Below are 14041 nucleotides of genomic sequence, written 5' to 3' on the forward strand. Positions count from 1 at the left end.
ATAAAAGTGGCTTTTAGCAAGCCACCAACACTAAAAGGTACATCGCTCATTAGAGCAGTTAAAGTATAAACGGTAGCAGAAACAGCTGCGCCAATAGCAACTGCAACCAAAAAAGGAATTATTTCCCCACTAGGATCGGTATACATTAGTGGGTTGTTCAACACATACGCATAGCGGTTGTAGTTTTGGGTATTCTCCGGTTGCTGGATAAAATTATCGGGCATTAAGAAAGAACGTAAAACAGGATCATATAAACGACCGTTCATATGAATTAAGCCTACCTCAGAAAGGTGTTCATGACTCGTATAACCACGATCTAAGAAAAGCAATTTTGCAGCGGTACCATCTGTAGGTAAAACTATTGCTACTCCATTTTGTTGCAATTTAGCTAAATTTCCCCAAGCATCAAAATGACGGCGTTCTATGGCTAGTCCATTTTCATCAGAAATGGCAATAATACTGCCTAAATAATCGCGATGTAAGTAGTACTTTTTATCGACTATAGTTCCTGTCGCTAGGTTTTTTATTTTTTCTACATACAGTGGGGCACCATAGGCATCTCCTGCAATATAGGTACGAATGGTAATAGTTGTAGGGGTTTTAATAATCTCTACCGTACCATCATCAGTATAATCCTTAGTTTTAGTATATACTCCGGTAGTAGCTGGTGGTGTAATGGTAAAACCATAATTCATAGTTTGACGGGACAAATGCGAATTGTAAGCAAAAGTAGTACTTCCTTTATCACTCTCATTTATACTTATCGGGCTTTTGAACATGGTATAACTCACTACTTGTTTGGGTAATGTGTTGTAATAATTCTTCCCTTCGGGAGTAAGGACAATAGCACTCTTTCTGTAAATACCAGTTGCTACGTCTGTGTTATAATTTACTGAACCTAATTTATTGTTGGTGGTAATACGTCCTTTGTTATCATAGCTGTTAGAATCGCTAGTACCATTCAATGGATTCGTCCATTGCGTCAATCGATCCAAGTTGTCATAGATAAAACTTTCACTAGTGCCTAGTGTTAGGTTCTGGCGACTGTTTAATGTACCTTTTATTCCATTAAAATCATACGTATTATGCAAAATAGCTGTACTGGATAGCAGGTGTTTTTGTGAACTAAAATACCCATCAATTGTGTAGGCATTGGTAATGGCAATACCATTCCCTAGTGTCTCTGTCAACGATTGCATTTTTTCATTGGCGGTATTCCACTGCCACAATACGGCATCATTACCATCGGTAATTTTGTCCATAATGCCATTATAGGTGTTATAGTTATTCTTTGTCACCACAGTAGCCACCATCCCAGTAATCAATTCTTGAGTGGTACTGGTACTGGTAACAGGTCTGCTAAACGAATCGAATGTGATCGATTTAGATTGTGTAAATCGGCTGTTGGATTCACTGGTTGTTAACAAGCGATGCAAACTATCATAGCCATACGTGAACACATCAATACTAACTCCATTAGATTTTTTACTAGTCTCACTAGTAAGTTGATTTAATGAATTATAAACATAATCTGTTTCTATATCAGTGCCATCGCCAATTAATTTTTTCTTTATCAATTTACCATAAGCGTCATAGGTATTGGTTGTACTTCCTTTCGGAGTCGTTTCTGTCAAGGATTGACCAAAAGCGTCATAAGTATAGGAATAATTTCCAGCATTAGGATCATTCATAGCAATTTTATTACCCCATCCGTCAATACTAATTGTTACTTTATGTCCCTCATAATTAGATTGTTTTAATTGACCGTTAGCGTAGTACGTGAATGCAATTACACCACCTGGATCAGTAGTTTCTATTTTATTCCCCAAAGCATCAAGCGCTGCAGTGGTGGTTTTTCCATCATCAATACTTGCAGTTGTCAATCCTGAATAGGATAATGTTTGTATACGACCAGTAGGTGCAGTTACTTTTACGGGACGTTGTAAATAATCATATTCATAATTAGTAAATCTATTAGGGAATGAAAAATAGGGTTCACTTACCCATGATTTCCTTCCTAAAGCGTCATAAGAAACCATGGTTGAGATCATAGATCCAGCTGCCAATCCTTTTGTTGAGTTGCGCACTTCACGACCTAAAACATCATATTCTACAACAGATAATCCATTTAAATTATTGGTAGTGGTTGTAGTATATCCACCAGAACTTAATTTGTTATAGACTGTTGTTGTTGTAAGGGGTGTTGCTGAAGCATTTGATACCGATGAATTAATTAGTTTGCCCCAACTATCATAGCCATTAGTACTAACTACACCCATATAATTTGTTGATGATAGTACTTGGCCCAAAGTATTATAGGTAAACTGATTAATAAATCCTTGATGATCTGTTTTCTTTATAACGAATCGTTTAGAGTTGTCGTATTCATCAGTAATTGTTCTTGAAGCAACAGGACTTGGAGCGCCCGGAGCACTAATAGTTTTTGTTAGTAAATTCCCTAATGTATCATACGTCATATCTTCGACGAGAGCATAACCGGTATTATGACCCGTTTTTTCAGATTTGGATAATGTCGTTCCAGAATAGGTATACGTTTCACTAGTTGTTCTCGTATCGCCGGTGCTATTTGATGTTGAAGTAGCAATAGTTTTAGGACGTCCTACATAATAATTTGCCCCTACACCTGATGGGTTATTTTCATAGGTTGAGGTGGTGGTTGCTGTTCCCTGCAGGGCAGTGCCAATACTTTTTTTAGAAACTCGTTGTGTTTCTAGTCCATAATACGAACTAGAGTTGACTGAGCCGTCATAAGTAAAAGTATCTTCAGTTGTTACTCCAGTTAAATGATCAATTGTCGATTGTTTGTTCAATAAAACATTGTAAACTTTTGAGGCTGGATGTATATAAGTATCAAAAGTGTTCGTTTTGGTATTTAATAAATCTGTAGGTACTGCATCAAAAACAGTATTGGAATTAGTACTTGACCAAGAAAGAGTAGTTGCTCCTTTTAGTGTTATATCATTGTGTTGTGTTGACCAAATTTTTGAATCCGAATCTGATAAATACCAGCTGCTTCTAGAAGTCCGAATGAAACCAACAGTTCCGAAATTGAAGTTAGAAACATACCCTCTATATCTAAAATCCTGATATTTAGAAATCCCATTGATTGTAGCAGTTAATTTAGAGACCAAAAAACTGGTAGGGTTACGGATAATTTCAATGTTGGGATAGGTTACCGAATCACTTGAAGAATAAAAATCGGATGTCGCATTACCATAACTAGTATCACTTGCTTCCATTGGTTTATAATCAATAGTTTGCTTTATATTTCCACTAGCTGCAGTTACCGATATTAATCTATTTTCTTTTTCTACATTTTTATAGAATTGGTAATACTCAATTTTATTATGATGTCCTCTTACAAGTACAAGATCAGTATTGGCTCCATTGTATCTGAAATTTGAGGTTACTGGAATAGGTATATCTGGAGAGTCATTATCAAACAGTCCTGAATCATAATCATAATTGAACCCTGGATAATCTAGTTTCCCTAAATTATTTACATAGCTGGTTACGCGCCATTGTGTGTTATGATCATTTATCGTCCATTTTGGTTTGTAATATTTTCTCCAAACTCGTACAATGTCTGATTTACCATCTTTATTTACATCAATTGCATAATAACTACTAAAATCAGTTTGAGTACTATATGTTGTTCCTGTATTAGGCCAGTATTCAACTATATTGTGACTTTCTTTTGTGAAAAAATCACCACCAGATGTTTTTGGATTACTGTAATAAATATGCCACAAAGTATGCCCACTTCCTCCTTCTGAATGGGGAATCATAATATCCGTTTTCCCATCTCCATTATAATCTCCAAAAAGGATTTGTTTTGTGTCTGAATAACTGTCAATAATACCAAAACCTAGCAGTTCCAATTCGACCCATGGCGCAGCATTGAGCTGTTTAAAGCCTATTACTTTATAATTCCTGTTATAATCTATAAGTAAAATATCCGATTTGCCATCTGAATTAAAATCCATGACAAACTTTTTTCCACCCTCTAAAAGATTTCCATTAGGTATTAAAGCAAAATCTTTTTGTCCAATTGACGTGTTTGCATTAGGGTCCAAGTTAACTAGGTGAAAATCCAGTCCGTCATAATCAAAAGTTTCTGTACAATATTCATTTATTGGATAACCAGTATTATGGTCATACTCTGTATATTCGTATGTAGTGCTTCTCTGATTTCTTAAGCTTTCAATAAGAAATTCACTTATCCCATCTCCATTAAAATCACCCTCGAGGTAAGTATTGATTTTTTGTAAATTGGCTTGTTCTGCACAATAACCCTCTGAACTTGGATCTAAGAGCATTGTGTTATTGAAATTTAGACTTTTTGTATAATTCAAAGTTAAACCAGTAGCATTTAAATTATACGCTTTAAACTCAATACTATTCAGCGATTCTTTAACATAAAAAATGGACTGAAATTGATTCATTTTATTGTTTGTAAGAGTAGTTCCTATAAATATTTGGCCATCTTTGGCAGGCATATCAATAGGAGTATTTCCACTGTTTCCCAAGAAAAGGTTCGTGTACATTTTATCTTTTGCCGTAAAATCCAGTCTACCATCACCATCAAAATCACCTGCTAAATCTATTTTGTCAAAAGCTAAGTTGTTTACGTATGATTTTTCCTTTCTTTCTAAAAATCTAGGGCTAATGTCATATTCAAATTCAACTGGGTTTGATTCTTCATTTTGAGCATTAAGTTCTTTAATACTTTGTACCCTTTCGTATCCTAAAAAGTAATCTTCTATATGAGACAATTGATATTTTCTAAAAATAGTGTTGTTAGTTCGTACTTCAATATTATCTAAAATCTTAGAAGCATAAGAAGGGTTTCCACCAATAAAATCGCGCTCCACACGTTGTGAATTTTTAAAATTGAATACAATTGAATTTTGAAATGCAATTCCCGCACTGGGATTCCCGCTAAATGAAATACTTGAAATGTAAAGTTGATTAGTAGCATTATACACCACATTCATATAGTTATAATCAATTCTATTGCCATTCACATCCTCATAGCGCACAATATGCCAAGCTGTTACTGAAACTGCATTTTGATAAGTGCCATTTCCAGTACTCCCATACCATGACCTAGAGCCATCCGGTGCCGTAACGACAAAGAAAGCCATATTACCCTGAACAACATACTCAATTTTAGTATTGCTTTTGTATTCCGTTTCATAGGTAGATCCGCTTCCCCAATAAGCACCTGTTTTTATAAGTAAACGCTGACCATCTAAGGCTAATTTATCATCACTATCAAAATCTACCCCATCAACAAATCCATCAATGTCTCTTCTTGTAGCCATTCGAGTTATAGATGAAATACTATTGATACTCCACCCTTGTCCAGCAATACCTCCCCGAGCTCCACTAGAATAGGTAAGATTAATTACTGGAGCGACATTCATAATACTTGGGGGTACTGCGATGGGCAAATTAAAGGAAGCTGTTCCAGAATTAGAAATTTGTAATTCTCCCTTGGTATCTGTGAAATTCTGAGCCAAACAAAATTGTCCAAACAAGAAGAGTAAAAAATAAAGTTTTTTCATATTAAATTCTATTGGATATGTAAAATATTGTAAATTGTTTTTTTTGAAATATATAAAGAGTAAACGGTACTGAAGGATAGTAACTATTTCTTAATAATTTTAATACTCTTTTGTTCATCAGTATTATAACTAAACTGAACTACATAAAGTCCACTTGGATAACCTTGAAAACTGATTGACATTTGTTTGTCGGCAGGAACATACCTTTGTAGTAACGTGCCATTTATTGAAATTAATTTAATTTCAACTACTTTTTTATCTGGCACCAATTCCCAATTAAGATAGAGTTCCTCTGATACAGGATTTGGATAATAAGAAATCTGATCAATTTTTTGTAAGTCCTCTTTTTTTAATTCTTTTACTGGTTTAGCTGTAGTTCTAGCATTACAATTAATACATATTTCCCGCAAAACTTGATTCCCAGCCTGGTCGTAACTGAATAGTATTTTATCTTGTGCGAATGATAATAGTGGAAATAATAGCATTACTAATATGTAGTGTTTTCTCATAAAATTCATTTTGATTAGTTAAAAATGAACAAAAATAAAAAACTTCTAAAATAAAAAAGGGTAGTAAAACTACCCAAAATGTTAAATTTACAATTGTACTTTAAATCAACCCACGTTTTTTGGCTTCCTTTATAATTGCTTCATTAGAACCATTCTCAATATTCAAAATAACTTTTATTTTAGCTTTTCTTTTATTAACAGCACTTAGTGAAATCGGTAAATGCATTGGCAAATTCTTGGTAGCTATACCTTTACAAATCAATTGAATAATCATTAAATTCAGATAATCTAAAAATATATAATTGGATTTATTATGCTTTATTCTTTGTAAAATATGACTACTGTAAAATACTCCTCCATTAAGCACCTTTTGGAAAATAATACTCAGATCACTATAGTTTATATCTGCTTTTTCAACAATAGCATCAGGTTTAATATTTTTTAATAGACTTTCTAATTCTAAACTGTGAAGTTGTCCTGAGATAAATATAATTTTCGCATCAGGAAATTTTGACCGTATAATCAAAGCAATATCTTCACCATTTTTTAAATTAAGAGGCTCATACTCGGCCATACTGAAATCTAAAATAGCTAACCTCAAAATATTAAAATTTGGATCTGTTAAAGTAGTATAAGCATGATGCAAAGAATGAGATACAATAATATCGGTATATAGATTTAAACTATGTAATGCCATAATGTAACAATCCGTTACCAATTTATGGTCTTCTAAAAGTAAAATAGGTTTTGCCATGTGAGTAGTGAAGATTATCGTGTTAAAAAAAATTAAGTATTAGCGGATTAGATATGTTTAAATATTCAAATCAAAAATACTAATTTGAAATAAATCCCAATTGAAATTTGTAATAAATATTATATTTTGACACTGACTAATCTGTAAAATCTATTGTAGTACTGCGACATAATCTTAAATATCAACTAGTTGTTGAATGAAATAATTGAAAAGCCGTAACTATTCAGCCTGTTCTAAAAAAAACATAGTTATAAACAATTTTAACTTTTTGCTTTTAAAAAAACAGCTTTATTTTAAGTAATTGTTTATTACTTCTTAACAAGTATTCGCCTGATTTTAGTTGCTTTTTGTAGGTGTTTGTTTCCCTTGTGTCAAACAAATAGAAATAGAACACAGATAAAAAACGTATTGCTGAATTAGAGGTCAAAGTTACCCGATTAGAATCATTAGTTGAAAAATTACTTGATAAAATCGATGACCTAACGCATCGCAAAAAACAGTCGTAATAGTTCAGTTTCATCATCAAAAGACGAACTGCGAAGCACATCACGAAAGCCAAAATTAAATAGACCTTTAAAACCAAAAAAAATAGGCAGACAACCAGGTCACCAAGGCAATACTTTGGAAATGATTGCCAACCCAGATGTTGTCATTGAGCACCAACTAGAATTTTGCAATCATTGTGGTGATGATTTGTTTGATCAACTAGCACTATTTATGCTACGCAGACAAGTTGTTGACATACCACCGATTATTCCTGAATTTACTGAACACGGTATATTTCAAAAAACTTGTCCTTGTGGCTATCATACCAAAGCTTTGTTCCCTAGCCGAGTTAACTCGCCTACCAGTTATGAATCTAATATTCAAGCTACTATTGCTTATATGCATACTAGACAATACTTGTCATTTGAGAGAATGAGCGAGCTCTTCAGGGATGTTTGTAATATCCATTTTGGAATCATCAACAACGCACTTAAGATTACGGAAGAGCCCAATTACTTAACAGAACCGTAACCACAATAGTCAATAAGGCAAATAGATAGAATCGTCTTAGATTTTTGAAGGTGTCTTTGTCAACAGATGCTGTGGCTCTGTTTTTCATAAGCATGTCGATTTACAAACCAAGCGCTTCTTTTATCAAATCGAAATTTTCAGCGCTAAATTTTATTTTTAGGGCTTCCTGTTGTCCTTTTTCAGACATTTTATTCCAGGTTTTCAAGATAATATTTTTCATTTTCTCTCGGTCGTGTTTTTGAACAAAAGGATCCAAATAAAATTCCATAAACACCAAACAAATTACATCTTCAAGGAGTTGTGTTTCGATATCTTTTTTGAGTAATTTTTTTTCGATAAGGAAAGAAACCCGTGCAATAAATGCTGTGGAATATCCTGCTTTTTCTAAAATTTCAGCAGTGGTTTCAGCGTGAAATTTTTTCAAATCTTCGCGCCATTTTAAATAGCCCACTCGATCCATTGGGTAGGATTCTCGGGGCATTTTCCATCGGCAAATGTGTTGTGCTTTGGCCGAAATTTGAACAGCTTCGGATGCATTTGGATAAAAATCCATCAGCCTTTCGTACATTCGATTAGAGTACAATAGTTCCTTTGGCTGCGAAACAGAGTGGTCTGTTTCATGATTTGGATCTTGTGCATTTTCTGCATCAATCCATGCGCTGGCATTTTGGAATTGTAAGATTGTCATTTGAAAGGTTTAAAATCAAAGATACATAATTAATCCAAAAAGCCAACGAATACCTCGTCACCTACAATTTTTACAGAATAAGTCGCAATTTTTAGATCGTCTCCATTTAAATTGGTACCGTCCACAAGTGAAAAAGTTCTTTTGTACAAGTGGCAGGCTGTTTTGGGAATATCTCCCATAGAACCCAACATTCCTCTGGAAAGAGCCATTTTCATTTTATGAGGGCAGGCGTTCTGACGGGCATACCATTCTTTTTTGCGTTCAAAGTTGATGATGGCAATTTGCTTGTCTTTGTATTTGAGGCAACCGCCTCTATTGCTTGGAAAACCGCTTGTTTTTCTGGCCTTGAACCAAGTTTTTACATAAGTGAACGCTATCATAAGTGCGTCTGGACTCTTCTCCAAATACGGTAATTTGATGTTTTTCCTGTCCGGGTTTTGCAATAAATTTTTCGAAAAACTTGTATCCTAGCATGCCGTTTCCGACTACTGTTACTTTAATCATAATCCAATTAATTAAGTATTGTTACGTAAATACAAGTATTAATACTTATATAAATGTACTTAATTTAATTTTTTTATTCTACGTAATTTTAAAATTGAGTTTTTTATTTTTTAGCAATCCATCTTTCAAAGAATTCATAGGTTCGCAACATTTGATCCATTCGCTGTCTGTTGTCGCCATTGCGAGTGATTTCGTGTGTTGCTCCCGGATGGACTACATATTCAACAGGACGCCCCAGAACCTTGAGACTGCGATACATCATTTCTCCCTGAACGAATCCCGTACGACGGTCATTGCCCCCGTGAAAAATAATAAAAGGGGTCTTGATGTTTTCAACGTATGTCAAAGGGGATTCTCTCGCCAGAATTTCTTTCACTTTGGTTTCCCACGGATAGCCACCAAAATAATTAGGAACCAGTCTCCAGGCATTCCCTTCGCCAAAAAAGGTGTTCAGGTCGTATACGCCACGTTGTGCGCAGGCGGCTTTGAATCGATTGTCATGGCTGATAATCCAAGCCGTCAGGTAACCAGCATAAGAACCTCCGGTTATCAATAGTTTATCGGGATCAGCCCAGCCTTGATCGATAGTTTTATCTAAAGCGGTCAGCACATCGCTTGCAGGACCTTTGCCCCAGTCATTGATGTTACCCCGTAAAAAATCTAAACCATAACCGCCGGAACCCCTAGGATTGCTATATACGACACCATATCCTTTGCTACAAAAATATTGGTATTCGTGCCACATGCTTTCTTCACCTGGTCCCCACATAGCAGATGGCCCTCCATGAATTTCCAGCAACAAAGGGTATTTTTCTCCTGCTTGGTAGTTGGCAGGCTTCATTACCCAATACTCAATGGTCATCCCTAAATCGTTGACAAACGTTTTCTTTTCAGGGAAGGATAATTTTTTAGTTTGCACCCAATCATTAAAAGTACTGGCTTTTCTTTCTTTTTTGAAATCCGTAGTGGAAAAATACAGTTCGGATGGATTTGAAATCGCTGTTTTAGAATAAACAAGAGTTTTGTTAGCAATGTCAAAACTGCTAATGCCAATCTCACTGCTCGATAAAGAATCTACTTTTCTTGTGGCAATAGTGACTTTGTTCAGGACATTTCCACCATTGCTTTGTCCAGTGAAGTAGAGGTGTTTGTCATCAGTACTCCAAATGAGATTTGTTTTATTGCGATCAAATGGGATCGTTATAATGTCTTTTTCGGTTCCGTTTATTGGCATTATTGCTAAGGTAGGGACTGAGACGAAAGAAGTAGAACTAAAAAGAAAGGCAAGCCATTTTCCGGAATGCGATACGGAGGCATTGCTGTATCTTTTGTCCTTTTCGCCTAAGATCATTTTTAAATTAGTCCCATCACTATCCGCTAAATAAATTTCGCTTTCTAAAGAGCGATCCGGATTTTCTGCGGTGTCCATATCGCCCGAGAAAATGAGTTGTTTGCCGTCTGGAGTATAGTCAGCATTGGTAAAACTATAAAATCCTTTTGTGAGCAGTCGTGGCGCAGCATCTTTAGTCACATTGATATCAAAGAAATGGTTATAAGTCATTTCGGATGAGATAGCCGACTCACTTTGAAAGTTTAATTTGTTTAGGACGATTGCTTTTTTATCCATGGCATTTTTTTCAAGATAGGCTCTTATCTGGGATAAGCTCCCATTTGGGTTTGGTTTGTCGCTATTGGGTAACAAATGTTCATTATTGGTAAAACCAGGTTTTTCCATGGCCCAAGTTGGTATGTCATGTGATTTGTTTAGGGTAGAGTCTGCAATTAATTCTTGTAGAGAAAGACTTGATGAAAAAAGTATTTTTTTGCCATCTGGAGACCATTTTGGGTTGTTTGCGCCGTACTTATGGCTGGTCAATTGCATGGATTCTCCTCCATCTAGGGATAAAATAAAAACTTGAGATTTGTCTTCTACGGAGCGCGTAAAAGCAAGCTGCTTTCCGTCTGGACTCCATGCGGGTTTTGCAGCACCTTCTTTGCTAGTGGTCAACTGCAACGGAGTGGCTGTGTTTGCCGTGGATGCGCTATATATCTGGGTTCGATACTTATAATCCAGCGTACTAGTCTGGTCAGGCTCGATAGTGGTCAGGGTAAAGGCCACTTTTGTTCCGTCTTTAGTTAGTGTGACGTTGTTGATGGTTTTAATTTTTAGCAGATCTGTAAGGTGTACGGGTTCTGTTCCGTTTTGAGCAATAGTGGCTTGCAGCGTGGCAATAAAAAGCAGTAACAGGGAAATTTTTTTCATAGTGTAATGGTATCGCTAATTTTTATTTAATTCAAGAGAAAAGGCATACAGGCAACTAATTCTTGGTGTTACAATTTATCATAATTTGCTTGTTCCGGTAAAAAAGGAAGTTTGGTTTTTAGTAAATATAGGAAAAAAGAACAGTGTAGTCCGATAAAAACATCAAAATAAGAGTATTCTTCTCCTTGTTGTCATTACTCTTTGATAATTCTGAGAACCTTTTTTGTAAGGAAAGCAAGAAATAAATCTTTACAAGACGCCAAGATCAGTTGTAGTTGTATCATGGCCGCTGGGCGATGCTCGGTATGATTTTTGAAATCCGTATTGGAATACCTGTTTTTTCTTTCAATACAAATGTGGGCGAGAAAGCGACTGTGGGAGATGTTGCTGCCGGAAAAAAAATGCAAAGCTAAATTGTAAAAGGACCTCTTTTTACTCGGTCTTTATTTTTCAGGGGTATGTGTTATTCCTTTTATAAGCCTGGTTTTCCTACTTATTTAAAAAGTGTTTTTTGCAAACATAGAAGTGGAATATTTTTGTAAGAAAATTATTAAAAAGACAGGAAAGGGTTTGTGTGCGATTGTTTTTTTTGCAATTAGGCCTATTTGTTTTTAATTATAAAGAATATGGAGGCAATGCATTAAACGAGAGTGCGGGCTGTTTTTTATGGAGTTTGTACACGGAATAAAATATTTTTTTGGGAACAAGAGGGAACTACTGATTCCAGAAACGAAGGCGCTTTTTGAGGTCTTTTGAAGGGGGTTTTATTGCTGTACGAGTATTTTGTTTCTTGCAATACTGCTTTGAGCAAGGACGAAAGGAATGTGTTTTAGATCAAGTCTTGAACAAAGTTGTTTTTGATTTTGTATAAAAACAAAAAACCCACTCGTTTGAGTGGGTTTTGTGGTACCTCCAGTACCAATATTATGTAATTTTATAATCCTGTGTAGGATGGATGTTTTCGACAAATATACTAATAAATATAAGACTTAACGAAATATAATAAGGCTTAAATAATTACATACATTTACAATAATTTACAATTAATTACATTTTATAATACAGGTTTACTATATTTGTATTATGAAATTGTAAATTCGTATTATGGCGACCGTTCACTTTTTATATCGTTCAGTTAGAAATAAAGCAAGTCTTGAAGTTAGGCTTCAGCATACCCAAAGGAAAGATGATAATGTAAAAAACTTTCTTTGGAATGCAAAAACACAAATTGAAGTAACTCAAGATTTTTGGGAGAATCAATACAAAGCCAATAGCCGAGATATTGATATTAAAAACGAACAAAAAAGGATTAAGGGTTTATGTACCGAAATTGATAATTATATCATTGACAGCTTTAAAACTATCAATCCTGATACGGTTACAAATGATTGGTTTAAAACTATTATTCACAATTACTACAATCCTCCAATTGAAGAAATAAAAGAGCAAATTCCAGTTGAGTTAGTTCCTTACATAGATTTCTATATTAAACGCAAAACAGATATTTCTGTTAACACAGTAAGAAAATTAAAAGTTATCCAAAAATTAGTAAGCAGGTATCAAAGCACCTTAAAAAATTCTGTGTTAATTGAAAATGTTAACGAAGACTTTAAAAGCGATTTCGAAGTTTATTGCGTTTTAAATAAATATGCTCCCAACACTATAGCAACAGCCTTTAAATTTATCAAAGCGGTATGCAATCACGCAGGATATAACGGAAATAAAATAAGTCCACAACTCAAAGGAGTAAGTAAATCCTTTGTTTCGAAAGACGTTTTGCATTTGAATTTTGCCGAATTGGAAATAATAGAAAAAATTCCTAATGAAAAACTAACGGATAGTTTAGACAATACTAGGGATTGGCTTTCGATTTCCTGCTACACAGGACAAAGATTAAGCGATTTTATGCGTTTTGTTCCTGAAATGATAACAGGGAACAATATTAATTTTACGCAAAAGAAAACAGGTAAAAATATGACTATTGCATTACACCCAAAAGTTATTGGGATACTTGCTAAAAGAAACGGACAATTTCCTCTTGCTATTTCAGACCAAAAATACAATGATTATATTAAAGATGTTTGCGAGATAGCAGAATTTACCCAAAAAATAAAAGGGACAATGAAACTAGAAACGGCGCCAAAATCAAAAATATACAGGAACAAAACGGGAATGTTTAGAAAGTGCGATTTAGTGACCAGCCACATAGGACGCAGGAGTTATGCTACTAATTTTTATGAAATAATGCCAGCCTATTTAGTAATGAACAACACAGGACACACCACTGAACAACAACTACTTACATATTTGAAAGTAGATAGTAAGGCAAAAGCAAATGAAACACATCGATTTTACAAAAGCATTGATTAAAGAAGAGTAGTTACAAAAAGTAAATATAAACGCAGACAACCACCACAAGGCAAGACAATTTTATAAATTGAGTTACTGATTTTAATACTGTCACAGCCTACAATTAAATTTAAATAATCTATGTGTTTTTACTTTGATTGTCAAACGAAACAAATTAATTAGATTTGAATAGTAGATTTAGATAGCCCTATGAGGTAACGCAAGAGCAACAGGGCAAAGTTTAAAAAGATTTCGGAATCGGAATCGAAATCTAGACCCACCCTTCTCTAATTTTACGTTTCCATTTGTTGAAAGATGGACGTAAAATGATAGATAACCTCCCCCCTGAATATTACTCTATAAATA

8 protein-coding genes are annotated in these 14041 nt (G+C 34.7%); 2 read left to right on the forward strand and 6 right to left on the reverse strand.

Going from position 1 to position 14041, the window contains the following annotated elements:
• The 3 genes from EKL95_RS12120 to EKL95_RS12130 all read right to left on the reverse strand — a co-directional run.
• Positions 1-5591, reverse strand: a 5591-nt coding sequence (locus EKL95_RS12120; RefSeq protein ID WP_126554903.1) for an RHS repeat-associated core domain-containing protein, incomplete at its 3' end; no start/stop codon positions are given.
• An 83-nt stretch (positions 5592-5674) separates the two neighbouring features.
• A complete protein-coding gene (locus tag EKL95_RS12125; RefSeq protein WP_233584083.1) occupies positions 5675-6100 on the reverse strand; it encodes a T9SS type A sorting domain-containing protein in 426 nt (141 codons plus the stop codon).
• Positions 6101-6200: 100 nt separating this feature from the next.
• The gene (locus EKL95_RS12130; protein WP_126554905.1) at positions 6201-6854 is read right to left on the reverse strand and encodes a response regulator transcription factor; all 654 of its coding nucleotides are present in this window, start codon (positions 6852-6854) and stop codon (positions 6201-6203) included.
• 621 nt (positions 6855-7475) lie between these two features.
• Between EKL95_RS12130 and EKL95_RS14965 the strand changes: the two genes are divergently transcribed.
• Positions 7476-7871, forward strand: coding sequence for an IS66 family transposase zinc-finger binding domain-containing protein (locus EKL95_RS14965; protein WP_126554908.1), 396 nt, complete (start codon positions 7476-7478; stop codon positions 7869-7871).
• A 100-nt stretch (positions 7872-7971) separates the two neighbouring features.
• On the opposite strand, the gene EKL95_RS12135 is transcribed toward EKL95_RS14965, so the two are convergent.
• From EKL95_RS12135 to EKL95_RS12150, 3 genes are all read right to left on the reverse strand, one after another.
• Positions 7972-8559, reverse strand: a complete 588-nt coding sequence (locus tag EKL95_RS12135; protein WP_126564300.1) for a DUF4202 domain-containing protein — start codon at positions 8557-8559, stop codon at positions 7972-7974.
• A 29-nt stretch (positions 8560-8588) separates the two neighbouring features.
• On the reverse strand, positions 8589-8939 hold the full coding sequence (locus tag EKL95_RS12140) for a nitrite reductase (NAD(P)H) small subunit (RefSeq protein ID WP_126564301.1): 351 nt from the start codon (positions 8937-8939) through the stop codon (positions 8589-8591).
• A gap of 227 nt (positions 8940-9166) precedes the next feature.
• A complete protein-coding gene (locus EKL95_RS12150) occupies positions 9167-11326 on the reverse strand; it encodes an alpha/beta hydrolase family protein (protein WP_126564303.1) in 2160 nt (719 codons plus the stop codon).
• Positions 11327-12430: 1104 nt separating this feature from the next.
• Between EKL95_RS12150 and EKL95_RS12155 the strand changes: the two genes are divergently transcribed.
• Complete coding sequence (locus EKL95_RS12155) at positions 12431-13696, forward strand: phage integrase SAM-like domain-containing protein (protein WP_126564304.1); 1266 nt, start codon at positions 12431-12433, stop codon at positions 13694-13696.
• Positions 13697-14041: the final 345 nt, after the last annotated feature.

The organism is Flavobacterium sp. LB2P53, from assembly GCF_003970305.1.
In the GTDB taxonomy this organism is placed as follows: domain Bacteria; phylum Bacteroidota; class Bacteroidia; order Flavobacteriales; family Flavobacteriaceae; genus Flavobacterium.

Excerpts from the sequence above, each read along its gene's own strand:
- EKL95_RS12125 (WP_233584083.1), bottom strand. The coding sequence starts at position 6,100 with ATGAGAAAACACTACATATTAGTAATGCTATTATTTCCACTATTATCA.
- EKL95_RS12130 (WP_126554905.1), bottom strand. The coding sequence starts at position 6,854 with ATGGCAAAACCTATTTTACTTTTAGAAGACCATAAATTGGTAACGGAT.
- EKL95_RS12135 (WP_126564300.1), bottom strand. The coding sequence starts at position 8,559 with ATGACAATCTTACAATTCCAAAATGCCAGCGCATGGATTGATGCAGAA.
- EKL95_RS12140 (WP_126564301.1), bottom strand. The coding sequence starts at position 8,939 with ATGATAGCGTTCACTTATGTAAAAACTTGGTTCAAGGCCAGAAAAACA.
- EKL95_RS12150 (WP_126564303.1), bottom strand. The coding sequence starts at position 11,326 with ATGAAAAAAATTTCCCTGTTACTGCTTTTTATTGCCACGCTGCAAGCC.
- EKL95_RS12155 (WP_126564304.1), top strand. The coding sequence starts at position 12,431 with ATGGCGACCGTTCACTTTTTATATCGTTCAGTTAGAAATAAAGCAAGT.